At 40.6% G+C, this 23,214-nt stretch carries 22 protein-coding genes; 3 read left to right on the top strand and 19 right to left on the bottom strand.

Translation table 11 applies throughout. The annotated features are described in order from the left end of the window. The 8 genes from ABFU83_RS08445 to fahA all read right to left on the bottom strand — a co-directional run bounded on the left by ABFU83_RS08445 (window position 1) and on the right by fahA (window position 9,492). Window positions 1–1,137, bottom strand: coding sequence for an aminotransferase class III-fold pyridoxal phosphate-dependent enzyme (locus tag ABFU83_RS08445; protein ID WP_347070080.1), 1,137 nt, complete (start codon window positions 1,135–1,137; stop codon window positions 1–3). Between the two features lie 19 nt (window positions 1,138–1,156). After that, on the bottom strand, window positions 1,157–2,122 hold the full coding sequence (gene argC, locus ABFU83_RS08440) for an N-acetyl-gamma-glutamyl-phosphate reductase (RefSeq protein ID WP_347070079.1): 966 nt from the start codon (window positions 2,120–2,122) through the stop codon (window positions 1,157–1,159). Beyond that, window positions 2,115–3,305, bottom strand: a complete 1,191-nt coding sequence (locus ABFU83_RS08435) for an argininosuccinate synthase domain-containing protein (protein WP_347070204.1) — start codon at window positions 3,303–3,305, stop codon at window positions 2,115–2,117. Before ABFU83_RS08435 ends, argC begins: the two co-directional genes overlap by 8 nt. Window positions 3,306–3,337: 32 nt before the next feature. Next, window positions 3,338–3,955: a GNAT family N-acetyltransferase gene (locus tag ABFU83_RS08430; protein WP_347070078.1), complete on the bottom strand. Its 618-nt coding sequence runs from the start codon at window positions 3,953–3,955 to the stop codon at window positions 3,338–3,340. A gap of 474 nt (window positions 3,956–4,429) precedes the next feature. Further along, a complete protein-coding gene (locus ABFU83_RS08425) occupies window positions 4,430–5,899 on the bottom strand; it encodes an N-acetylmuramoyl-L-alanine amidase (RefSeq protein WP_347070077.1) in 1,470 nt (489 codons plus the stop codon). Window positions 5,900–5,903: 4 nt separating this feature from the next. Continuing rightward, window positions 5,904–6,752 (bottom strand): hypothetical protein, encoded by an 849-nt coding sequence (locus ABFU83_RS08420; protein ID WP_347070076.1) that lies wholly within the window; start codon window positions 6,750–6,752, stop codon window positions 5,904–5,906. A gap of 163 nt (window positions 6,753–6,915) precedes the next feature. Beyond that, a complete protein-coding gene (locus ABFU83_RS08415; protein ID WP_347070075.1) occupies window positions 6,916–8,100 on the bottom strand; it encodes a hypothetical protein in 1,185 nt (394 codons plus the stop codon). A gap of 108 nt (window positions 8,101–8,208) precedes the next feature. Then, a complete protein-coding gene (gene fahA / locus ABFU83_RS08410; protein WP_347070074.1) occupies window positions 8,209–9,492 on the bottom strand; it encodes a fumarylacetoacetase in 1,284 nt (427 codons plus the stop codon). 111 nt (window positions 9,493–9,603) lie between these two features. Here fahA and glyA point away from each other — a divergent pair, with 111 nt between their 5' ends. Beyond that, complete coding sequence (gene glyA / locus ABFU83_RS08405) at window positions 9,604–10,878, top strand: serine hydroxymethyltransferase (protein WP_347070073.1); 1,275 nt, start codon at window positions 9,604–9,606, stop codon at window positions 10,876–10,878. Window positions 10,879–11,207: 329 nt separating this feature from the next. Here glyA and ABFU83_RS08400 read toward each other — a convergent pair whose 3' ends face one another. Further along, entirely contained in the window at window positions 11,208–11,612 is a 405-nt protein-coding gene (locus ABFU83_RS08400; RefSeq protein ID WP_136402879.1) for a VOC family protein, read from the bottom strand. 174 nt (window positions 11,613–11,786) lie between these two features. On the opposite strand from ABFU83_RS08400, the gene ABFU83_RS08395 reads away from it, so the two are divergent. Beyond that, window positions 11,787–12,476, top strand: coding sequence for a hypothetical protein (locus tag ABFU83_RS08395; RefSeq protein WP_347070072.1), 690 nt, complete (start codon window positions 11,787–11,789; stop codon window positions 12,474–12,476). Between the two features lie 104 nt (window positions 12,477–12,580). Here ABFU83_RS08395 and ABFU83_RS08390 read toward each other — a convergent pair whose 3' ends face one another. The 9 genes from ABFU83_RS08390 to truA all read right to left on the bottom strand — a co-directional run bounded on the left by ABFU83_RS08390 (window position 12,581) and on the right by truA (window position 20,863). After that, window positions 12,581–13,024, bottom strand: coding sequence for a carboxymuconolactone decarboxylase family protein (locus ABFU83_RS08390; protein ID WP_347070071.1), 444 nt, complete (start codon window positions 13,022–13,024; stop codon window positions 12,581–12,583). Between the two features lie 75 nt (window positions 13,025–13,099). Continuing rightward, complete coding sequence (locus ABFU83_RS08385; protein ID WP_347070070.1) at window positions 13,100–13,669, bottom strand: Crp/Fnr family transcriptional regulator; 570 nt, start codon at window positions 13,667–13,669, stop codon at window positions 13,100–13,102. Further along, window positions 13,670–14,059, bottom strand: coding sequence for a VOC family protein (locus ABFU83_RS08380; RefSeq protein ID WP_347070069.1), 390 nt, complete (start codon window positions 14,057–14,059; stop codon window positions 13,670–13,672). Between the two features lie 73 nt (window positions 14,060–14,132). Continuing rightward, window positions 14,133–14,594: a GNAT family N-acetyltransferase gene (locus ABFU83_RS08375; RefSeq protein WP_347070068.1), complete on the bottom strand. Its 462-nt coding sequence runs from the start codon at window positions 14,592–14,594 to the stop codon at window positions 14,133–14,135. 5 nt (window positions 14,595–14,599) lie between these two features. Beyond that, on the bottom strand, window positions 14,600–15,784 hold the full coding sequence (locus tag ABFU83_RS08370; RefSeq protein ID WP_347070067.1) for a retropepsin-like aspartic protease: 1,185 nt from the start codon (window positions 15,782–15,784) through the stop codon (window positions 14,600–14,602). A 165-nt stretch (window positions 15,785–15,949) separates the two neighbouring features. Further along, window positions 15,950–16,585, bottom strand: a complete 636-nt coding sequence (locus tag ABFU83_RS08365; RefSeq protein ID WP_347070066.1) for a DUF4377 domain-containing protein — start codon at window positions 16,583–16,585, stop codon at window positions 15,950–15,952. 203 nt (window positions 16,586–16,788) lie between these two features. Then, on the bottom strand, window positions 16,789–18,177 hold the full coding sequence (gene lpdA, locus ABFU83_RS08360; RefSeq protein WP_347070065.1) for a dihydrolipoyl dehydrogenase: 1,389 nt from the start codon (window positions 18,175–18,177) through the stop codon (window positions 16,789–16,791). Between the two features lie 188 nt (window positions 18,178–18,365). Continuing rightward, window positions 18,366–20,114, bottom strand: a complete 1,749-nt coding sequence (locus ABFU83_RS08355; RefSeq protein WP_347070064.1) for an ABC transporter ATP-binding protein — start codon at window positions 20,112–20,114, stop codon at window positions 18,366–18,368. After that, on the bottom strand, window positions 20,111–20,863 hold the full coding sequence (gene truA, locus ABFU83_RS08350; protein ID WP_347070063.1) for a tRNA pseudouridine(38-40) synthase TruA: 753 nt from the start codon (window positions 20,861–20,863) through the stop codon (window positions 20,111–20,113). Before truA ends, ABFU83_RS08355 begins: the two co-directional genes overlap by 4 nt. Before the next feature lie 155 nt (window positions 20,864–21,018). Between truA and ABFU83_RS08345 the strand changes: the two genes are divergently transcribed. Beyond that, window positions 21,019–21,516, top strand: a complete 498-nt coding sequence (locus tag ABFU83_RS08345) for a metallophosphoesterase family protein (RefSeq protein ID WP_347070062.1) — start codon at window positions 21,019–21,021, stop codon at window positions 21,514–21,516. On the opposite strand, the gene ABFU83_RS08340 is transcribed toward ABFU83_RS08345, so the two are convergent. Beyond that, window positions 21,517–23,208 (bottom strand): ATP-binding protein, encoded by a 1,692-nt coding sequence (locus ABFU83_RS08340; protein WP_347070061.1) that lies wholly within the window; start codon window positions 23,206–23,208, stop codon window positions 21,517–21,519. It abuts the gene before it with no gap. Between the last annotated feature and the right edge of the window lie 6 nt (window positions 23,209–23,214).

Below are 23,214 nucleotides of genomic sequence, written 5' to 3'. Positions count from 1 at the left end.
TTAGTTTAAGGGGGTAAGGACTTTTTCGAGTCCGTTTACAAATAAATCGATCTGTTTTTGGGTGATGGATAAAGGAGGAAGAATGCGCAACAGATTTTTCTGCGATGCATTTCCGGTAAAAATATGGGCTTCGTAAATCAGTTTTTGACGCAATTCACTAACGTCAAAATCGAATTCCAATCCGAGCATCAGGCCTTTGCCTTTTATCTTTTTTACCGCCGGAATTTGTTGGATCTGCGTTATAAAATAATCATGGATCAAATTGACATTCGCGATCAGCTGTTCCTGTTCGATGGTTTCCAAAACCGACAAAGCAGCCGCACAGGCCAGGTGATTCCCACCGAAGGTAGTACCCAGTAAACCGTAGGATGCTTTAAACTTTGGATGGATCAGAATTCCGCCGATAGGGAAACCATTGCCCATTCCTTTGGCAACCGAAATAATATCCGGCTGAATCGCATGATGCTGGTGCGCGAAAAACAACCCGGAACGGCCATAGCCACTTTGGATTTCATCCAGAATCAGGACAACATTATTCGTATTACAGATCTGTTGTAAAAACTGAAAAAAGGACGTAGTTCCCTCGTCCAAGCCGCCTACGCCTTGAATTCCCTCGATAATCACGGCACAAACATCTCCTTTGGCGATTTCCTGGGCAACAGCCTCACTGTCGTTTAACGGAAGAAAAACAACCTCGTGTTTGCTGTTCAGCGGCGCGACGATCGATGGATTATCAGTTACCGCAACAGCGGCAGAGGTTCGTCCGTGAAACGCTTTTTGAAACGCAATAACTTTTGCTTTTCCGTTGTGAAAGGAGGCCAGTTTTAAGGCATTTTCGTTGGCTTCGGCACCGGAATTACACAAAAACAGCGAATAGTCGGGATAACCGGATAGGGAAGTCAGCTTTTGCGCCAATTGTTCCTGTATCGGGTTTTGAATGGAATTGGAATAAAAACCGATTTTTCCAACCTGATCGGTAATGGCTTTTACATAGGCCGGATGCGAATGACCAATGGAAATCACACCGTGACCCCCATAAAAATCAAGATATTCCTGGTTGTTAGTATCCCATACCGTTGCGTTTAAAGCGCGGACAGGAGTGAGGTTGTATATTGGATAAACATTAAATAAAGACATTGTTAAAAAATTAAAGGGGTTAAAAACTGCCTGATTTTAGTTGCAGTCCGGTTTTTTCGTCCAGACCAAACATCAGGTTCATATTTTGTATCGCCTGTCCCGAAGCACCTTTTATCAGGTTATCGATAATGGAAGTGATTAACAGGTATTTTCCTTTTTTTTCCAGACTGATGATACATTTGTTGGTTTGCACTACCTGTTTTAGATGAATGGTGTCGGTAGTAACAACCACAAAAGGATGATCCTGATAAAAAGTTTTGTATAAGGCAACAATAGCATCCAGTGATTTCTCCGTTTGGGTATATAGGGTCACAAAAATCCCACGACTAAAATCCCCTCGGTTTGGAATAAACAGCAACTCCTGATTAAAACCGGGTTGCAGTTTGTCCAGACTTTGTTGGATTTCGCCAAGATGCTGGTGTTCAAAAGCTTTGTAATGCGACATATTATTAGTCCGCCAACTGTGATGTGTAGTTCCGGAAGGTTGTACACCAGCACCCGTACTACCGGTAGTCGCGTTAATATGAATACTGTTTTGTAGTTCCTGATCCTGTGCTAAAGGTACTAATGCCAGTTGTATCGCAGTAGCAAAGCAACCTGGATTGGCTACAAACTGAGCCATTTTGATCTTTTTACGGTTTAGTTCCGGTAGGCCGTACACAAAAGAACCGGCATCGGGATGTAAACGAAAATCATTACCCAGATCGATAATACGCGTATGGGGAGCAAAATGATGTTTTTCCAGAAAAGCCTTCGACTGACCGTGGCCTAAGCAAAGAAAAACAAGATTTACTTCGGGATTGATCGTATCGGTAAAGAGCAGATCCGTATCGCCCAGCAAATCCTGATGCACATCTGTAACGGATTTTCCGGCATTGGTCGTGCTATATACAAAGTCGACTGTTGCTTTGGGATGGTTTTGGAGCAAACGTAATAACTCTCCGGCGGTATAGCCCGAACCGCCAATAATACCTGTCTTAATCATAATCGAGGGCATTTACCTGTGAATAAATAGTTGGTGCATTTCCGAGGATTTTAATAAAACCCTTTGCATCCGTAGCCGTCCAGGCATTGTTCATTTCGCCATACTGACCAAATCCGGTGTTCATTAAATCGTGTTGGGATGCAATACCATCGAGCGAAAAATGATAGGGTTTTAGGGTAACGGTAACTGTTCCGCTTACGGTTTGCTGCGTATCGGTTAGAAACGTTTCGATATTACGCATCACCGGATCGAGGTATTGCCCTTCGTGAAAAAGCATACCATACCAGTTCCCCAGTTGTTCCTTCCAATATTGCTGCCATTTGGTCAATACATGTTTTTCGAGCAAATGATGTGCTTTGATAATGATTAGCGGAGCGGCGGCTTCAAAACCGACACGTCCTTTAATCCCGATAATCGTATCACCCACATGAATGTCGCGACCAATCGCAAAAGCACTGGCTAAACTTTCCAGTTTCGTGATATTGGTCGTTGGAATGGCTTTCTCACCGTTTAGGGCTACCAGTTCCCCTTTTTCAAATTCAAGAACGACTTTTTCGGGTGTTGTTTTTTGTAGTGGCGACGGATACGCTTCGTCCGGTAACGGAAGATGTGAGGTTAACGTTTCCTTTCCGCCCACACTGGTTCCCCAGATTCCTTTATTGATCGAATATTGTGCCTTTTCCCAGGAGTAGAAAACACCTTGTTTTTCGAGATAATCGACTTCTTCCTGGCGGGATAATTTCAGATCGCGGATTGGCGTCATAATTTCAATTTCCGGAGCAATGGTTTGAAAAATAAGATCAAAACGGATTTGATCATTTCCGGCTCCGGTACTTCCGTGGGCTATCGCATCGGCTCCGATTTTTTGAGCATAACGGACAATTTCCAATGCCTGAAAAACCCTTTCGGCACTTACCGAAAGCGGATAGGTATTGTTTTTTAGCACATTCCCGAAAACGAGGTATTTGATGGCTTTCTGATAATATTTCTCAATAATGTTACAATTGGTATGCTGAAAACTTCCCAATTCGTAGGCACGGGCCGTGATGGTTTCTAATTCGGTTTCGGAAAAACCACCGGTGTTCACCAAAACGGTATGTACCTGGTAGTCTTTGTTCTGTAGGTATTTCAGGCAAAAAGAGGTGTCCAGTCCGCCGCTATAGGCTAAAACTACTTTTTTGATTTCCTTGGCTGTATGTTGTGCTGTCATCGTATTTATTTTTTTAAGAAAAGTGCCAGTTTGATATTTTTCAGTCGGCTTAACACTTTTTGATTAAAGGTATAGGTTGCTTTTGGCTTTCTTTTTTCGTTTGGATCGTATAACATTCCGGTACAAAGACACATTTTATTTTCCTTCCGTTGCAGAATATCAAAATTCGAACAGGTTGTGCAGCCACTCCAAAAACTCGGATCATCGGTTAGTTCGGAAAACGGTACCGGCCGGTAGCCTAAATCGGAATTGATTTTCATCACGGCCAGACCGGTAGTGATCCCAAAAATTTTAGCTTCGGGATACTTTTTTTGCGAATAGTCAAAAACAAACGTTTTGATTTTTTTAGCCAGTCCGAGGTGACGGTAATCCGGATGAACAATAAGGCCCGAATGGGCTACAAACTTGCCGTGACTCCAGCTTTCGATATAACAAAAACCGGCGAATTTTCCGTTTTCGAGTGCGATAACAGCATCCTGCATGTCGATCTTTTTACGGATGTATTCCGGTGTCCTTTTGGCAATACCGGTGCCTCTTTGTAAGGCTGAGGTTTCGATCGTGTCGCAAATCTCTGCCGCATAGACATAATGCTCCTTTTGAGCAATAACAATGATTACATTCATCTTTTACAATGATGGGTAAATATTAATAAACAATAAAAACTAAAGGGATATAGAAAGAAGTCGAAACCGTCGGGATGTTTCGAAAAAGGCAGTGTTTACCGTCGTGTTGCAGGAATTGCAAACGGTAATCCTAAAATAATACTTAAAATAATAAGGCTAATCAAGCCGGTAAAAACAATAGCTATTTCCAAAATGGGAAAAAATAGAAGATGAATAACAACAGGAAAAACTCGGGTACTAGGATAGACTCCGCACTGTCCGCGAAGTAGTGGACAGGCTTTTCCGTAGGGAACGGTTACTATGTAATGCCGTTAATTTCATCGGGACAAATGTAATATAAATTATAACATAAGTTGAAAAAAATAATAAAAATGCTGTTTTTTGTCTTTAAATGAGTGTTTTTGTACGATTTCTACAATAAAAAAACCGGGATTAATCATCTGATTAATCCCGGTTTACTGTTACAAAGGTTCTTTATTTTTTCACGACTTTTCGGATATATTCTTTATTTCCGGTTGTGATTTTTAAAATATACATACCTGTTGCCAGGTTGCGGATATCGATTTGCTCGGATAACGTATTATTCGTTGGCATCACGTTGCTTTCCAATACGATACGACCATTGGTGTCCACCAACATCAGGTTCACTTTCTGATCGGCGATATTTTCTACCGATAAGTTTACAAAACCATCAGACGGATTCGGATATAATTGTAGGTTTTCAAAACCATTTACAGGACTTTCCGTAGCCATTCGGGCACCACAGCTAATGGCCACAGCCGAACGGGTTCCGTTGGAATTGCTGGTTGATCCGGCGCTGTTTTTTGCTACCATCGAATAGGTATAACTCGAACCAGCGTTGATCAAATAGGTATTTAAAAACGAAGTACCGGTAACATCCGGAGCGTATAAGTTTCCGTTACGATAGATATCGTAGGTAGTGGCATTGGCAGAAGCCGTCCACGTCACATTAATAGCGCTGGTTGTTCCGCTACAAGTTGGTGTTAAAGTAACCGTAAACGCACCTGGAGCACCACAAGCCGGTGGTGTAGCCGACAAGGTTCCGTTAGAGTTATTGGTTGTTGTACTTCCGGCATTTTTCGCTTTTACGTAGTAGGTATAAGCCGTTCCGGAGGTAACTGCCGTATTCAGGTATTGTGTTCCGGTAATACTGCTGGCATATAAAGCCCCGTTGCGATAGATATCATAACTGGTCGCATTGGCCGAAGCCGTCCAGTTTAGTCGAACGCGGGTTGCGGTTCCGTTACATTCCGGAGTAGCGGTTAAGGTAAATGCACCTGGAGCACTGGTACTACATGTTAACCCTAAATTCGATTTTAAGGCATTAAAATAAGCAGATGCAAACGAATCCCTCCAGGTAGAGCTGGTTAGTTTGGCAGCATCGGCTGTAGTGTCGACAAAACCGATTTCATTTAAACATCCCGTAGCGGAGGAATAACGCAATACGCCCAGGTGATAGGCCAGGAAGCTATTGTCTTCCACGCATCGTCTGTTGGCCCAGGAACCGTAGGATACCATATCGGTCTGGATTTTCTGAGCGAAAGCAATATCCGGAGCGGTATTGGTATCGTCGGCGGTACAATAAAAGGTTTCGGTACCGGTTCCACCACCGGCATTACAGTGAATACTTAACAAACGGTCGGCATTCCAGTTGTTCGACATGGTTGCCCGTTGCGTTACCGAAGTCCAACTGTTCAGATTGGTTGTACGGGTCATATATACGGTCCAGGAACAACTCCCCTGGATGAGGTTACGGGTTCGTAAACCGACTTCCAGTGAGGTTTCAATTTCTGTAGCGGTCCGGCCATCGGGATTATCGCTGGTTGTGGCACCATAGCCATGTCCCGGGTCGATAACAATGATTTGTGCATTTGCTGCGAAACCTAATATCAGGGCAAAAAGGAGTGTAGTTATTTTTTTCATAGCATTAGTTTTTTAGTTCAGAAGTGAAAATTCTACCGGTTTTATCATCGGTAAACAATACTTTGTTTTTTCCGTAGAAAGAAGGGAACATTTCGGCAAAAACCTCCGTATTTGTAATTTTTCGCGGTTTGAAAGCTTTGGTGTCAAACAAATACAATTCGGAGTTGCTCACGCTATGTCCGTCTTCACTTTCGTCTAAAAAACCTAACAGGAATTGATCATCTGCCGACCATCCGGTGGCGATTCCGGTTCCGACTTTTACGGGTTTATTTTCCCCATTCAGATCGTAAACAAAAATATCGGCTCCGTTGTGAACGGCCACTTTTTTACCATCGTTAGACAATATGGCATTGTAAAACTGCCCTTCATCGTTGGTGATCACCCAGGTTTTTTCAGTAGCAAGATCTTTCGCTTCGATCTTTAAAGTCATTAGATTGGTGTAAACCACAACTGGAGTTTCCTTACCCTGGTAGGATGGCAGAAATGTGTGGTTGATATCGTCTTTTAATTCGCGTCTTTGAGTCGTCACATCATAGGCGTACACTTTTGACTGCGAAAAGAAATCTTTTTCACCTTTTTCTTTAAAATAAAAGGTGCTGTTGTTGCGATCCCAGGTATAACCGTAACCGCTTCCTTCCTTATCGGAAATTTTTTGAACCGTATTTTTGGCCAGATCCAAAAGATAGATTCCTTTAAAATGCTCGCCGGTTAAAAGGGCATGTGTTCCGTCTGGCGAAACTACGGGATTAGTAAAAAATCCCTCGACGTTTACGCGATTAAAATCGGATAGTTTCTGAGCATGCCCGCAGATGCCTAAAAACAACATCGAAATGTACAGTAGGTTTTTTTTCATAATGTATAGATTTGATTTTCATAAAATTACTATTTATATGGTACAAAATGCGAAATATTTATTAACAAATAATTAATATTATACTTCTTGTTAATATTTACGGGGTCTGCGCATAAAAAAAGCACTTCTTTTGGAAGTGCTTTTAGGGTGTTTTTCAACAATATTAGCGACGGAATTTATTCCGGGTGATGATGTTTTTTAGTTTTGCTTTCAGATCTTCACCGGTATCATAAACCATTTGTTCGTTACCCGGGAACGGAACCGGTTTGCGGTCGAAATATTTAAAATAGTTATCATCGCAGGCACGACGATCGCCCTGATAGTTGGCATAGATATTCTGGAAAACATATTCACTGCTCAACGGAAACGAATCGATCAGTTGGTTGGTTTTAAAATCGATATAATCTACTTTGGCCGTTACCTGACAGGCTTTAAACTGTGTAAACTCATAAATATCAATTCGGATCGTACGGAAATTATCCACTTTAACGGGTTTTCCCAAACTGTCGCGAACCACGCGACCATTGGCATCAACCAGATTTTTAACACCGTCTTTGATTTGTTTTTCTTTGATAAACTGGCGCTCTTTGATTTGCTCCGGAGAGATTTTAATATCGCGGAAGTTAACAATCAGGCCATAATCGTAGTTGACTCCTTTCTGACGGTTACTATGGTAAACCGTCCATTTATCGTCCAGACCAAGCGTACTGAAATCCAGTAAATCCGACTCCAGACGAACCGGAATTACCATATTGGTTTCGTTTTTAGAGTATACATTTACAAAGTCGGTTCCTTTAAACTGGGCTTCGTCCATTAATTTGGTAACGTCTTTAAAGTTAGGACTCAGCGTTAGCAGATAAGCGAAATCATCGTAAGCTCTTCTGTAATTTAGTTTGTTATTGGTTGCCATTAAGGCTTTGGAATTGTCGTACAGGAATTTGGCCAGTGCATTTTTACTGCTTACAATCTGATCGGAATAATCGTCAAACGGAAAAATAGCATTCCGGTTTTCTTTTATAAGTCGGAGTGGCAATAACGGACGAATACGCTCCTGACGGTTGTTGAGCTGCAAATAGGTATTGTATAATTTTTCCAGTTTGGAAGGATTCGCATCTTTAACAAGGAGTTCAATGGTGCGAAGATCACGGTCTTTGGCTTTGGCAAATGCTTCTTCCAGCAGGTACACATAATCTTGTTTTCCTTTTGCATTTTTATTGTTTCGCAATCCTTCGATAGCCCGGTCAATGGCCCCGTCGTAATCGCCTTCACTCAGCATATTCTGGGTTTGCTTGACACCACAGGAACAGACAAATGCCAATATGAATACTACAGCAGTAATTTTCCTCATAAATGAAATCTTTAAAGATGTCCAAAAGTATAAATTTTGAGCGGATAATAAGAAACGGGCATAAAAAAACTCCGGACGAACCGGAGTTTTTATTAGGAATATAGTATCTTATTTTCGTTCGAACGGCGGTAATAGTTTACTGGAAACTTCACCAAATCCGATACGTACCTGATCATTCTGGCAGTAACCTTTCATGATAACTGTATCCCCGTCGTTGATAAACTTACGTTCGGTACCATCGTTCATTTTTAATGGGTTTTTACCACCCCATGTTAATTCCAGCATGGATCCGAAGCTGTTTTCCGTAGATCCGGAAATCGTACCAGAACCCATCATGTCACCGGAATTCACACGACAACCGTTAACGGTGTGGTGTGCCAGCTGCTGACTCATGGTCCAGTACATATATTTAAAGTTCGATTCACAAACTACCGTAGCATCGGCATTTTCCGGAGCGATAGCCACTTCCAGGTTGATATCGAACGCGTGATCGCCGGTTTGTTGTAAATACGGAAGCGGGGTTGGTTCCTGTTTCGGACTTGCCACGCGGAAAGGCTCCAAAGCATCCAACGTTACAATCCATGGTGAAATGGAAGAGGCAAAGTTTTTAGCAAGGAAGGGACCTAGTGGCACATATTCCCATTTCTGAATGTCACGGGCACTCCAGTCGTTTAACAATACCATACCGAAAATATACTCTTCGGCTTCTTCCACAGGGATATTTTCGCCCATAATGTTGGCATCAGTCGTAATAAAAGCGGTTTCCAATTCGAAATCCACTAATCGTGACGGACCGAATACCGGTTGGGTTTCACCATTTGGAAGGGTTTGTCCCATCGGTCGATGTACCGGAATTCCGGAAGGCACGATTGTAGAACTTCTTCCGTGGTAGCCTACCGGAATATGCAACCAGTTTGGTAATAGCGCATTGTCCGGGTCACGGAACATTTTGCCCACATTTGTAGCGTGTTCTTTGCTGGAATAAAAATCGGTATAATCGCCGATTAAAACCGGTAATTGCATTTCGATGTCATTTACGTTAAAAATAACGATTTCTTTATGGGCATCGTTATCGCGTAATTGCGGATTTACGATGTCAAAAATATCAGCTAGTCGGTTACGTACTAAACGCCATGTTTTTTTACCGTCGGAGATAAAATCGTTCAGCGTATCCTGCATAAACATATCGTCAGTTAGTTCAATACCTTCAAAATAACCCAATTGTTGCAGGGCTCCCATATCGATTGCAAAATCACCAATACGTGTTCCGATAGTTACCACGTCATCTTTAGTTATAAAAACCCCAAAAGGGATGTTTTGTATTGGAAAATCGCTGTTCACGGGGACGTCTAACCACGATTTTCTGGTAGGGTCATTGGCACTTATAGGCATATTGTATGTTTGTTTTTGTTGTTGAAAAATTCGAAATCAAATATAGTAGCTATTGTGAATTTAACAAACGATTTTCGTATTTTTGAGGTCAATTTAACGAAATATTATAAAATGCAACGCGACGAACAAATTTTCGACTTAATTCTTGAAGAACAAGACAGACAAATTCACGGCTTGGAACTTATTGCATCTGAGAATTTCGTGAGCGATCAGGTAATGGAAGCTGCGGGTTCAGTTTTAACGAATAAATATGCGGAAGGGTACCCGGGTAAACGGTATTACGGTGGATGTGAAGTAGTAGACGTAATCGAACAAATTGCAATTGACAGAGCTAAAGCTTTGTTTGGAGCTGACTATGTAAACGTACAGCCACACTCCGGATCGCAAGCCAACACAGCCGTTTTTGCAGCCTGTTTAAAACCGGGCGATAAAATATTAGGTTTCGATCTTTCACACGGAGGACATTTAACACACGGTTCGCCGGTGAACTTTTCCGGAAAATTATACAATCCGGTATTCTACGGAGTGGAAAAAGAAACCGGAATGCTGAACTACGATAAGATTCAGGAAGTAGCAACCCAGGAACAGCCAAAATTGATTATTGCAGGAGCTTCGGCTTATTCCCGCGATATGGATTTTAAACGTTTCCGCGAGATTGCCGACAGTGTAGGGGCTATTTTAATGGCAGATATTTCACATCCGGCCGGTTTGATTGCTAAAGGATTGATGAACGATCCGGTTCCGCATTGTCATATCATCACGACAACAACACACAAAACCCTACGTGGGCCAAGAGGTGGAATGATCATGATGGGGAAAGATTTTGAAAATCCGTTTGGAGTCAAAACACCAAAAGGAGAAATCCGTATGATGTCGTCTTTATTGGACGGATCGGTATTCCCGGGTAACCAGGGAGGACCGTTGGAGCATATCATTGCGGCAAAAGCAGTAGCCTTTGGCGAAGCGTTAAGCGATGAGTTCTTTACCTATGCAATGCAGGTTCAGAAAAATGCAAAAGCTATGGCAGAAGCCTTTGTAAAGAGAGGATACAACATTATTTCGGGCGGTACCGATAATCATATGATGCTGATCGATCTTAGAAATAAAAATATTTCCGGGAAAGAAGCTGAAAATGCTTTGGTAAAAGCTGAAATCACCGTAAATAAAAATATGGTTCCTTTCGATGATAAATCACCATTTGTAACCTCTGGTATCCGAGTGGGAACTCCTGCGGTAACGACGCGTGGTTTGGTAGAATCCGATATGGAAACCATCGTAGCTTTGATCGATAAAGTGATTTTAAATCATACAGACGAAGCAGTATTGGAAGAAGTAGCCGATGCAGTAAACGACATGATGGGCGAACGCGCCATGTTTGTTTTCTAAGCACAGCATTAATAAAAACAAAAATCCCTCCATACAGAGGGATTTTTTATTGTATTAAAATTAAAGATAAAAGAGTTGACAGCTATATAAAACCCATTGGGGGATTTAGATAGTTTAGGTGTTGTCAGGGACGTTAAAATTACAACAACTGGCCGAAATTGATGATCAGCAGTATAAGTTGTTTAATTAGCATAATCATTAGCTGTACCATGAGTAGATCAATGATTTTATAAAAGTTTAACGAACTGCAAGTTACAAAAAAAGTTAGTAGGCTATTACGGTTTTTCGGATTATTTGCTGTGGATTTGTCTTAAAGAAATCATAAAATTTTACTGCGGCATTCCTTCGGGATCCATATAAATGATTTCCCATTGATGCCCGTCCAGATCGGAAAAACTATGCGAATACATCCAGCCATAATCCATTGGTTCGGCATAAAGCGTTCCACCGGCTTCGACGGCTTTGGCTATTATCGCATTTACCTTTTCCCGGCTATCGGTGTCCAGGCATAATAGTACTTCGGTTGTCTGTGTGGCGTCGCTAATTGCCTTACGGGTAAAATCTTTAAAACGTTCGTGTACCAGTAACATCACAAATATCGTATCGCTAACGATCATGCAGGTGGCTTTGTCGTCTGTAAACTGCGGATTAAATGTAAATCCCAGTTTGGTAAAGAACGCAATCGATCGATTGAGGTCTTTAACGGGCAGGTTTACAAAAATTCTTGTTGCCATAAGTATGTCTGTTTAGTTGGTTATCAGGAGGAAAGTCATGAAGTTACTTCTTTTTTGATTGCAGTAATGGTAATGAAACGTTAAGAATTAAAAGGTATAAAATAGCGTTAAAAGTAGCCGGAATATTTTTAGGTAGGGTTGAATTTGCTATTTTTAGACTTTAAAAGTAAATCAGTGAGATCGTTATATCTGTTGTTCATTTTAATCGGGTTATCTGCAAGCAGTTGGGCGCAAAATGATTTTGTAACCAAGTCGAAACCGATTCCCCGTTTGAAAATACCGGCTATTAGTCCGGATAAATCATCCAATTCGACCGCTTTTCCATCGATGAATTTTAGTTCGTCTATTTTTGATACGCCCTTAAATCCGTTGGAAACCTTAAAACCCAATACTTCTTCGTTTCAGATTGGAGAAGATAATTCCAAATTTGGCGCCGAAAAAGAAAAATTTGCCAATCCGGGCGATGTATACGTCGAAAAGCTAAAACAGGATTTTAAAGGAGAAGGGAATGGCGATTCGCGTATCTTTAAAAGAGACCAGTCGTTCGGGGAAATCCGTACCAAATCGGAATACGTTAAAATTGTTTACCGCGATCACGAATATGTGGATGGCGACATGATTAAGTTTTTAGTGAACGGAAAAATCGTGATCCCGCAGATCATTTTAGATGCTAGTTTTAAAGGCACGACACTTGGATTGGAAAAAGGGTTTAATAAACTCGATTTTGAAGCGTTAAATCAGGGAAGCTCTGGTCCGAATACGGCCGAATTCCACGTATATGATGATAAAGGAACACTACTTTCGGCCAACCGATGGGATTTGGCCACCGGGTTTAAGGCTACGATTATGATCATCAGAGAATAAAATAATAGTTACCGAAATACCTGACAGGTTTCCAAAACCTGTCAGGTGTAAAAGATATAAAAAGAATAAAACATTAACAAAGGGTCGCTTGTAGCGGCCCTTTGTTAATCCTGTTCCGGCATCATTTTAGTAGCAATGGCGATCCGGTTCCACGAATTGATCGTGATAATGGCTACCATCACCTGAGCCAGATAATTATCGTCATTGAGCGCTTTACGGGCGTTTTCGTAGGTCACATCCGACACATGGTTGGGAATGAGCGTCATTTCTTCCGTAAGGGCTAAAATCGCCTTTTCCGCTTCCGAAAAGAAATTCGTATCCCGCCAGGCATTCAGCGCATAAATACGTTGTTCGGTTTCGCCATATTTACGGGCATCTTTGGTGTGCATATTAATACAAAAAGCACAACCGTTGATTTGCGAAGCCCGTATTTTGATAAGCTCTTTATGAATGGGCGTAAGCTTGGTAGTGCTTAAATACTTTTCGAAAGCATACATGATTTTATACGCTTCCGGTTCCAGTTGACTGATGTTAATTCGATTGTCCATAGTGATTGATTTTTTATCAGGACAAAGTTCGGAAGTGCCGACCGGAAAAAAATTAAGCTGGTTTAAGAAATGCGTTTAGCCAATTTTTTTGCGAACCTCACTGACGTATTCCGGACTGATTCCTAAAAAAGAAGCCAGTATATATTGTGGAATCCGTTGGGCAAACTCCGGATAAGTGCCTACAAATTGCAGGTAGCGTTCTTCGCCCGAAAGCAGAAAAAGATACTCAATTCGCGTCAGAGAAGCGGCATAGGCCCGTTCCAGGTTTTTCCGGAAATACCCTTCCAAAGCGGGAATTTTTTCAAACAAAGTTTCCTGTTCCGAACGACTGATATAGAGTACTTCCGAACGTTCCAACGCCTGAATATAAAATTTGGATGGTCGGCCGGAAGTATAACTCGAATAATCGGTAATCCACCAATTTTCAAGTCCGAATTGGATAACCTGTTCTTTTCCGTTTTCGGTGATCAGATACAAGCGGAAACAACCTTTGGTGATAAAATAATTGTACTGGCAAACGCTACCTTCGCTGTGAAGAATCTCTTTCTTAGCGACGGTTTTCGAATGGAAAGTCGTCGTGATGATTTCTTTTTCCCCGGGTGTAAGGGGGACCGATTTTTCAATATGCCGGATGAGTTGTTCCATTTACATCGGACTACAGATTTCCACTAAAAAACCTTCGGGATCTCTCACATAGGCCACTTTTTGTCCCCATGGTTTGGTTTTGATCGCTTCGGTTAACGTAGCGCCGGCCTGAAGAGCGGCGGCTACGGTTTTTTCGACATCATCGGACGTAAAGCCCAATTCGATACCAAAAGGTTTGGCTGTTGGATTGCTTTCGGTATAACCGTCTTTTAGGTTCGATTTTGCCAAAGTATGTACTGCAAAAGACAGCGTGGTAGAACCGGTGATCAATTCACCGTAATCCGCATCGGGTGTGATAAATTTACGTTCAAAGCCAAACGCATTTTCGTAAAATGTCATGGCTTTATTTACATTTTGGACATATAGAATGGTATAGGCAAAAGTGATCATATGGAATAAAATAAGATTTGATGTTAGCGCCGGGAAATAACCGAATCACTATTACAAATATACTAACTTTCTCTTACAGGGAATCCTGGATCGGTTTGCTCAATACAATCATATGTTTGCATTGGATTCCGTTTTCGAAAATCGGCTCCTTATAATGTTCCGTAAAGAAATTCTTTTTCAGACCGATAACTTCAAAGCCTTGTTTCTGGTACCATTGCAATTGTGAAATACTGGAATTTCCCGTTCCGATGATCACCTCGTGAAAGCCCCTTTTTTTGGCTTCAGAAAAGGCATGGTGCAATAAAAGCTTCCCAATACCTTTTTGTTGGTGATCTTCGCGTACGGCTATGTTTTTGATCTCAACAGCGGTTTCATCGATCGGATAGAGCGCATAAACCCCGATATAATCGTTTCCGACGGGAATACCATACAAAAAAGATTCGTGTACATAGCTATTGATCATGTCAATATACGGATCGGCTAAAAGTAATAGGGGATACGGGATGGATTTGCTGTAGATCGGTTGTATCGTCATAGGCGTCATTTTTTGGTTAAGGTTAAGGTATTCAAATCACCAACACAGTTTCGGAACGTTACTTTAAAAGTTTCTTTATTCTTATTTCGCAACGGTGATGGTTTGGTAACGATATCGCAATAATCGATGTTCTCATAGTTTACATCATCAATCTGGACAATTTCATCTTCAATACCAACAATTCCTTTTATTGCATCGTCCCAGATAATGCCAACCACCAGTTTTTCATTGCTTATGGTTGGTTTAACCCCGATTTGTTTTTCTGTTAAATCGTAACTTTCATTATAAGGTTCAAAATAAAAATAGTTGTTTTTATAATCCACAGTAACCAGTCCGTGGTTTAGTAGTTCGGCACCGATTCGTGAATTTTTGTCATTGGTGGTTTCGATGGTCATGTTTTTAAAAACGGTTCCGTTGATTTTGATTTGTGGAACAGTGAACCGATAGTTTTTGGTATCCTCAGAATTGCCAAATATCCCAATAGATGCATTTCCGTAGCCTTCTTCAATATCGACAAAAAGATTCGCTTCCTTTAGAATATCATAAGCCCGTAATGACATGTCGTAGAGGTTATTCATTCCGGTGTCGAAAAGGAGTTCTTCGGACGCTTCTTTTTTATTTTTCAGGCCGATTTTAATAAAAGGGCTACTTTGTGTATCGTATAGGTATAATTTGGACGCATATTTTTTGCGTAAATTTAATCGGGAAGGATTATCGGTTATGATGATGGACTTTTTTTGAGATGACAATTGCAGGATAGAATTACGAAGGAGGTTACTACCGATAAAACCGTCAATTTTAAGGCATTCAAAAATCATTTTATTGTCGTTAACCAATGCGGGAATATCCTGAAAAGTAATACCGCCTAACGATAATGCTGGTATAGCGACCATTTTCATGGTATCGTTTTTTCCGTTGGCATCTACAATATTAATACTGCTTAGAAATTTCGATTGCATTGCATTACTCAGTTCACTGGTAATCACACAAGGTGCGCCCGTATCCAATAGAAAACGGTAGGTTTTGTTTTCGATCACAACAGGTATGATCAATTTATTATAAATATTTTCAAACGGAATTTCGGCAAAATAATCTTTTTGAAGCGTATTGCCCTGATTCAGCGTAATGGATTGTGCCTTATGCTGAATCGGGATAAAAAGTAAAAGAAAAAGGCATAGAATACGGTTCATACGGTTTTGTTTTGATTATATTTTTTTTAGATGCGATAAATTACAAAAAGTATGCGTATTATTTTGTTAAAATTTGCAACAACTAAATAAAAAAAGGTTGTTTTTTAGACAACCTTATAAATATCTGTCGGATTTTGAAAGTCAGACAGTCGTATTGTAATTGGATTATTTTTTTGGTTTCGGAAGGTTTTCGGAGATTTTTTTTATTTTGGAAATCTCTTTAACCAATATGCATTTTACCGATGAACCGTCGGCAGGAGGATTGTCAATTTTTTCTTCTTTGATCTCCAATACATATTCGTTACCTTCTTCATAAGTAAAGCCTTCGATACCGCTATACAAGAATTCCCAGTCTTTTTGCCCGTCTTTTTTCACTAAAAAGCATTTTTGCGGGGCCACACCGGTACAATCGGCTTGTTGTGACGCTACGGTAATCCGGAAGGTTTGGGTAACTGGTGCTTCGACTTTTGCTGGTAAGCCTTCGGACGTTTTAGCGACTTTCGAAATTTCGTTTACCAGAACATATTTCATAGAAGGCGCATCGGCCGGCGGATTGTCAATTTTTTCTTCGCGTACTTCCAATACATATTCGTTTCCATCTTCAAAAATAAAACCATCGATTCCATTATAAAGATTCTCCCAGTCTTTTTGGCCTTCTTTTTTAACCAGCAAACATTTTTGAGGCGCTACACCAACACAGTCCGCTTCTTCGGAAGCTACTGTTAATCGTATCACTTCACTTTTGCTACACGATGCAAATAGAAAAAGGGATACTGCTAAATACATTAGGTTTCTAAACATACTATTTGATTTTAAAGTTAATGACTTTTGTGGATTTTACCTGTATCCGGTTTGTTTTGGAATATCAGGTGGTGTAGTGAAGTGAATATATTACAAATGTAGTGATTTTTGTTAAAAAAAATCGTATTAAATTTTAAAATCACCGAATAAAAAAAAGGGCTATCTCTTTTGAAACAGCCCTTTTACTATGTTTTTTTTGAATCTTATAAGTGAATCACTTCTCCGTAAGCATCAGCAACAGCTTCCATTACCGCCTCACTCATGGTAGGGTGTGGGTGGATTGCTTTAAGGATTTCGTGACCTGTAGTTTCCAGTTTACGGGCAACTACAGCTTCAGCGATCATATCGGTTACTCCGGCACCAATCATATGGCAACCTAACCATTCACCGTATTTCGCATCGAAAATAACTTTTACAAAACCGTCTGGCGTACCGGCTGCTTTCGCTTTACCGGAAGCCGAGAATGGGAATTTACCCACTTTGATTTCAAATCCTTTTTCTTTGGCTTGTTTTTCGGTCATACCCACAGAAGCAATTTCAGGAGTAGCGTAAGTACATCCCGGAACATTTCCGTAATCGATTGGCTCTACGTGTAAACCGGCAATTTTTTCCACACAAAGGATTCCTTCAGCAGAAGCAACGTGTGCCAATGCCTGACCCGGAACCACGTCACCGATAGCATAATACCCCGGAACATTGGTTTGGTAATAGTCGTTTACAAGGATCTTGTCTCTGTCGGTAGCGATACCCACATCTTCCAATCCGATATTTTCGATGTTGGATTTGATACCTACTGCAGAAAGTACGATATCGGCTTCCAGAATTTCTTCTCCTTTTGCTGTTTTAACCGTTGCTTTTACGCCGTTTCCAGTGGTATCCACTTTTTCAACAGAAGCATTGGTCATGATTTTGATACCGGCTTTTTTAAGCGAACGCTCAAATTGTTTTGAGATATCTTCGTCTTCAACCGGAACGATATTTGGCATAAACTCCACGATGGTAACATTGGTTCCCATAGCATTGTAAAAATGTGCAAATTCGACTCCGATAGCTCCGGAACCAACCACAATCATCGATTTTGGTTGTTCTGGTAACGTCATTGCCTGGCGGTATCCGATTACTTTTTTACCATCTTGCGGTAAGTTTGGTAATTCACGGGAACGCGCACCAGTAGCGATGATGATATGATCAGCAGTATACTCGGTTACTTTTCCGTCTTTATCGGTTACATCTACTTTTTTACCTGGTTTTACTTTTCCGAAACCATCGATTACATCGATTTTATTTTTTTTCATCAGGAACTGAACACCTTTGCTCATTCCTTCAGCAACACCGCGGCTACGGTTGATCACGGCTCCGAAATCTTTGTCGAATTCGTTAACCGTTAATCCATAGTCGGCAGCATGTTTTAGGTAATCAAAAACCTGAGCCGATTTTAATAACGCTTTTGTTGGAATACATCCCCAGTTCAAGCAGATACCTCCCAAGTTTTCTTTTTCAATAACAGCTACTTTAAAGCCTAATTGTGAAGCTCTGATGGCAGTTACATAACCACCTGGCCCGCTTCCTAAAACAATAATATCGTATTTCATAAATGTATAATTTCAAATGAATTTTCTGCGTACGAAAATAGGGATTTATTTGTTTTCTGAAAAGATTAATAGGATCAAATTTCAAAATATCCCAAAAATGAATGCGCTAAAAATAGGGTATTGCTATTTTTAAGGCTAAATGACTGTCGATTTTTTAATTTTTCTGGTCAGAATAGCCGGTTTGCCGCTTATTCTGTAACGGCAAACTGAGAGTAATACAGGTTTTTGTAGTAACCATTGTCCTTGTTTAACAATTGATAATGGGTACCTTCTTCAACGATTTCCCCTTTATCCATCACGATGATTTTATCGGCATTGATAATAGTCGCCAGTCGGTGTGCAATCACGATAGACGTTCTGCCTTTAGTGATGGTTTCGGTAGCTTTCTGAATCAACTCTTCCGAATAGGTATCGATAGAAGAAGTGGCTTCGTCGAGAATCAGAACACTCGGGTTACTCACATAGGCCCGTAAAAAGGCAATCAATTGTCGTTGACCGGATGATAGCATAATACCACGTTCTTTCACATTGTAATCGTAATTTTCGGGCAGACTCATAATAAAGTCATGTGCTCCGATTTTCTGAGCGGCAAGAATAACATCCTCCCGACTAATAGCCGGATTGTATAACGTGATATTGTTCAAAATCGAATCGGCAAATAAGAAGACATCCTGTAATACGATGGCGATTTGTTTCCGTAGACTTCCAATTGTGAATTCTGTAATCGGTGTATTATCAATGGTGATAGTACCGCTATCGATTTCGTAAAAACGGTTCAGTAAGTTAATAATCGTTGACTTACCGGCTCCGGTTGCACCCACAATGGCTATAGTTTCACCCGCATTGACCTTAAGATTGATACCTTTTAAAACTTCTTCCCCTTCGATATAACTGAAACGAACATTTTCAAACCGAATATCGCCTTTAAAATGTGTCGCTTCCACGGTTCCCGAAGTTTGTAGGTGATCATCAATATCCAACACTTCAAAAACCCTTTCGGCTGCGATGATCCCCATTTGCATCACATTGAATTTATCCGCAATTTGACGCAACGGGTTAAATAACATGTTAATCAACATTGTATAGGCAAACAAATCTCCAAAAGTAGTGGCGCTATCGCCATTGATGATGTTTAGACCGCCATACCAGATAATACAGCCTAAAGTCACAGACGATACAATATCGGCTATCGGGAAAAAGATCGAGTTATACAAGATATTTTTTAGCCAGGCATCGTTGTGTTTCTGGTTGATTACTTTAAATTTTTCATATTCAATCGCCTCGCGGTTAAAGAGCTGTACGATTTTCATTCCGGTAACGCGTTCCTGTACAAATGTATTGAGGTTACCCACCTGATTTCGTACTTCTTCGAAAGCGACCTTCATTTTTTGCTGAAAAATACGGGTGGCATATAATAATACCGGCATACCCAGAATAACGATACAACTGAGTTTCCAGTTCATATAAAACATGATACCCAGAATCACGACCATTTTTAGCAGGTCGCTGACAATCATAAACAATCCCTGACTAAAAATACTGGCAATCGACTCGATATCGGAAACGGAACGGGTCACCAGTTTTCCTACGGGTTCGTTGTCGAAATACTTCATTTTAAAATTGCTGATATGGCGGAACAGTTTTTCGCGGATATCTTTTACAATATCTTGTCCGAGCCAGTTGGCCCAGTATACAAAATAAAACTGCGAAGCCACCTCAAGCAGTAATATCACTGCCATCAGCAGGATAAAAAGCAGGAGTCCTTCGGAATCGTGTGTTGTCAGATAACGGTCTACCGTTTCTTTTAACATATAAGGGCGTAATGCGGCAAATATCGACAACGATATCGCCCAGGCAATAACAGCGTTAAACCGTCCCTGATAGGGTTTGGCAAAACGCATTACTTTTCTTAAAGAAATAGATTTTATGGCTTTCATAGGGAATGGCGCTCTTGTATATAGGGATAAACAACCCGGGTGAGGTAAAGTCCATGTGCCGGAACGGAAAAGCCGGCTCTACTACGGTTTTTACTTTCGATAATTTGTCGGAATTCGTCCAGTGTTGTTTTTCCAAGTCCAATTTTAATTAAAGTTCCCACTATGGCGCGGACCATATTTCGCAAAAAGCGGTCGGCACTAATGGTAAAAACTAATTTTGTACCGTTTTGTTGCCAATACGCCTCGGTGATAGTGCAGTTAAAAGTACGCACATCGGTATGTACTTTCGAAAAGCACTCGAAGTCGGTATAGTCAAACAGCAATTGCGATGCTTGATTCATGGCTTCCACGTTTAATGGATGGAAATGGAACCAGCTACCTTCGTTTTCAAAGGGATCTTTAAAAAGATGAATATGGTATTCGTAGGTTCTGCCAGTGGCGTCGAAACGGGCATGGGCTTCGTCATGTAGTGGGATAAAGCGGTAAACGGCGATATCTTTCGGTAAAAACGAATTTAATTTTTGTACCCAGCGATCCGAATCCAAAATTTGGTCAAAATCAAAATGGGCATACATTTGCCGCGCGTGCACACCGGTATCGGTTCTTCCGGCTCCAACAAGTTCGATCTCCTGTTTCAATAAAAGCGATAAAGCCTTATTTAACGTTTCCTGAACCGATATGGCATCCGGCTGATACTGCCAGCCATGATAATTCTTTCCGTTATAAGCGAATTCTATGAAATACCTCAAAGTTCAATTTCCAGATTAATACAAAAAGAACAAAGATACGGGAATTCGAGGACTGACAAATTTGAAAATACCATAATTTTAAGTTAAAACACGGTTAAGTATGATTATTTTTGTGGGAATTTGAGAAGTACGTGCCACGTTAAAAAAGACTCGTTGTGAAAAAGATTTTACTGCTTTCGGATACGCACAGCCATATGGATGCGACCATTTTAAAATATGTAGACCAGGCCGACGAAGTATGGCATGCCGGTGATATCGGAGATTTGTCGGTTACCGATGCGATAAAAGAGCGCAAACCGTTGCGTGCCGTTTATGGGAATATTGATGATGGAAAAGCCCGACTGGAGTTTCCGTTACACAACCGTTTTTTCTGCGAAGGTGTAGACGTTTGGATTACGCATATTGGTGGTTATCCGGGAAAATACAATCCGGCGATCCGTACGGAAATCAAAACCAATCCTCCGAAATTATTTATTTGCGGGCATTCACATATTTTAAAAGTACAATTCGATAAAGAACTGAATTTGTTACATATGAATCCCGGAGCAGCCGGAACCCATGGATTTCACCAGATGCGTACAATGTTGCGATTTGAAATCGACGGTGAAAAAATTCAGAAACTGGAAGTTATTGAACTCGGAAAAAGAGGCTAACTAATCCGGGAGCTCTACTTTTATATAGATTAAGGTTCCGGTATTCGGTTTGGAATTGATTGTGATGCTTCCTTTCATACTTCGTATCCGGGCTTTGATCTGAGTGAGACCAAAACCTTCCTTGTGTTCGGTTTTTTTGGTGTCAAAACCAGCGCCATTGTCTTCCACATTAATAAAAAGCTGCTTGTTGTTTTGTTCGACCGAAATAAAAGCTTTTGACGCCTGACTGTGTTTGATGATGTTGTTGAGTAATTCGGCTACGATAAAATACATCTTCATTTCGAATTCACTGTTATAACGGCTCTCTTTTGCGATATGATTGGTGAATTCAAACTGGATCAGGGTATTGGAATTTTTTTCGCATAAATCCTGTAAAGCCGACAAAAGGCCTAGTTTTTCCAATACAGGCGGAATTAATGTATGTGACAGATCACGGATTTTATCGTGCGCTTCCTTGATAATGGCTCTCGTTTTGATCAGCTCAGGTGACGATTCGTCCAGATGGGTGGTTTCATAGGCCATTAAATGCAAACTCGCCGACGATAGAAGTGCACTGATACTATCGTGGAGAATGCCGGCAATTCGTTTTCGTTCGAACTCCTGCCCGTCGATGGTCGCATTGATAATATTTTGCTGGATTTTATTATTCACATCTTTAAGCTTGTTTTTTTGTTTCAGGCGCATGTTCTGGTAAAAGAAATAGAAGAGAATACTACAAAACGCAAACAACGTAATAAAAATATAAAGGAGCTTTTTGTTACGGGCTTCTTTGTCTTTGAGTAGTTGTTCTTTGGTTTTGTAATTGTCTTCTATTTTGTAAATCTTGTATTTTGTTTCTGTATCCCGTAATTCCGAACTCACCCTTTCGTTAAACAATGCTTCTGTATTATCGATGTATTTGTTCAGATAAATATTCGCCTTCCGAAAGTCGTTCATCTTTTCGTAGACATACGACAGATTCAGATAGGTGTCGGAAGTCGACAGGGAAATGGTATCATTTGGTTTTGATGCGAGAATTTCTAAAAACAGTTTTTCCGCTTTTTTATAATTCTTTTCAACTTCCAGATAATAGTAGGCGATATTATTACGGGTATTGTTCAGGCTATTCAAATTGTGCGAAGCCTTGGCGTATAGCAATGTAGTATCCAGGTATTTTTTGGCTGTTTCGTATTCTTTTGTTTTAAGATAATAGGCGGCAAAATTGCTGTAGCCAATATATTTCTGATGATTGGTACCGTTATTTTTGGCAATGTGTAAAATGCGCTTCATGTAAAAACGAGCACTGTCCAGATTGTTTTTTTCGGTAAAAATTTTAAAAAGACCTTGTTGTGCCCAGGCCGATAAGGTGTCATTTTCCTGAGCATAAGCACTCTTTTCACTTCTTCGGAGATAATATATGGCTTGTTTAATGTTTTTAGTTTGTTCAAAACAAATCCCGATATGCTTTAATATGATGGCTTCCTGTAAAAGCAACTTTTCTTTTTCGGCAATCTGAAGTGCGTTAAACAGTATTTTTGTTGCTTTGGAATAATCTTTCAGTTGCGTATAGATCTGCGCTTTGTGTATGCTTTTATGACAGAGCTCGGTATAATTTTTATCATGGTATAGTAGCTCCGATTCCCGTTGCAGGTATCGCAGCGCTTTTAGTTCCTGATGACGCTCCATATAATAGTTGGTCGAGTCGCTGCCCATTGGGAT

It is taken from the genome of Flavobacterium sp. WV_118_3, assembly GCF_039778605.1.
Taxonomy (GTDB): domain Bacteria; phylum Bacteroidota; class Bacteroidia; order Flavobacteriales; family Flavobacteriaceae; genus Flavobacterium.
Note: the sequence above shows the minus strand (reverse complement) of the source record. Positions and strands in the feature narration are given on the sequence as shown.

What these genes read in the sequence shown, in the direction of transcription:
- ABFU83_RS08445 (WP_347070080.1), bottom strand. Translation starts at nt 1,137, where the DNA reads ATGTCTTTATTTAATGTTTATCCAATATACAACCTCACTCCTGTCCGC.
- argC (WP_347070079.1), bottom strand. Translation starts at nt 2,122, where the DNA reads ATGATTAAGACAGGTATTATTGGCGGTTCGGGCTATACCGCCGGAGAG.
- ABFU83_RS08430 (WP_347070078.1), bottom strand. Translation starts at nt 3,955, where the DNA reads ATGAATGTAATCATTGTTATTGCTCAAAAGGAGCATTATGTCTATGCG.
- ABFU83_RS08425 (WP_347070077.1), bottom strand. Translation starts at nt 5,899, where the DNA reads ATGAAAAAAATAACTACACTCCTTTTTGCCCTGATATTAGGTTTCGCA.
- ABFU83_RS08420 (WP_347070076.1), bottom strand. Translation starts at nt 6,752, where the DNA reads ATGAAAAAAAACCTACTGTACATTTCGATGTTGTTTTTAGGCATCTGC.
- ABFU83_RS08415 (WP_347070075.1), bottom strand. Translation starts at nt 8,100, where the DNA reads ATGAGGAAAATTACTGCTGTAGTATTCATATTGGCATTTGTCTGTTCC.
- fahA (WP_347070074.1), bottom strand. Translation starts at nt 9,492, where the DNA reads ATGCCTATAAGTGCCAATGACCCTACCAGAAAATCGTGGTTAGACGTC.
- glyA (WP_347070073.1), top strand. Translation starts at nt 9,604, where the DNA reads ATGCAACGCGACGAACAAATTTTCGACTTAATTCTTGAAGAACAAGAC.
- ABFU83_RS08400 (WP_136402879.1), bottom strand. Translation starts at nt 11,612, where the DNA reads ATGGCAACAAGAATTTTTGTAAACCTGCCCGTTAAAGACCTCAATCGA.
- ABFU83_RS08390 (WP_347070071.1), bottom strand. Translation starts at nt 13,024, where the DNA reads ATGGACAATCGAATTAACATCAGTCAACTGGAACCGGAAGCGTATAAA.
- ABFU83_RS08385 (WP_347070070.1), bottom strand. Translation starts at nt 13,669, where the DNA reads ATGGAACAACTCATCCGGCATATTGAAAAATCGGTCCCCCTTACACCC.
- ABFU83_RS08380 (WP_347070069.1), bottom strand. Translation starts at nt 14,059, where the DNA reads ATGATCACTTTTGCCTATACCATTCTATATGTCCAAAATGTAAATAAA.
- ABFU83_RS08375 (WP_347070068.1), bottom strand. Translation starts at nt 14,594, where the DNA reads ATGACGATACAACCGATCTACAGCAAATCCATCCCGTATCCCCTATTA.
- ABFU83_RS08370 (WP_347070067.1), bottom strand. Translation starts at nt 15,784, where the DNA reads ATGAACCGTATTCTATGCCTTTTTCTTTTACTTTTTATCCCGATTCAG.
- ABFU83_RS08365 (WP_347070066.1), bottom strand. Translation starts at nt 16,585, where the DNA reads ATGTTTAGAAACCTAATGTATTTAGCAGTATCCCTTTTTCTATTTGCA.
- lpdA (WP_347070065.1), bottom strand. Translation starts at nt 18,177, where the DNA reads ATGAAATACGATATTATTGTTTTAGGAAGCGGGCCAGGTGGTTATGTA.
- ABFU83_RS08355 (WP_347070064.1), bottom strand. Translation starts at nt 20,114, where the DNA reads ATGAAAGCCATAAAATCTATTTCTTTAAGAAAAGTAATGCGTTTTGCC.
- ABFU83_RS08340 (WP_347070061.1), bottom strand. Translation starts at nt 23,208, where the DNA reads ATGGGCAGCGACTCGACCAACTATTATATGGAGCGTCATCAGGAACTA.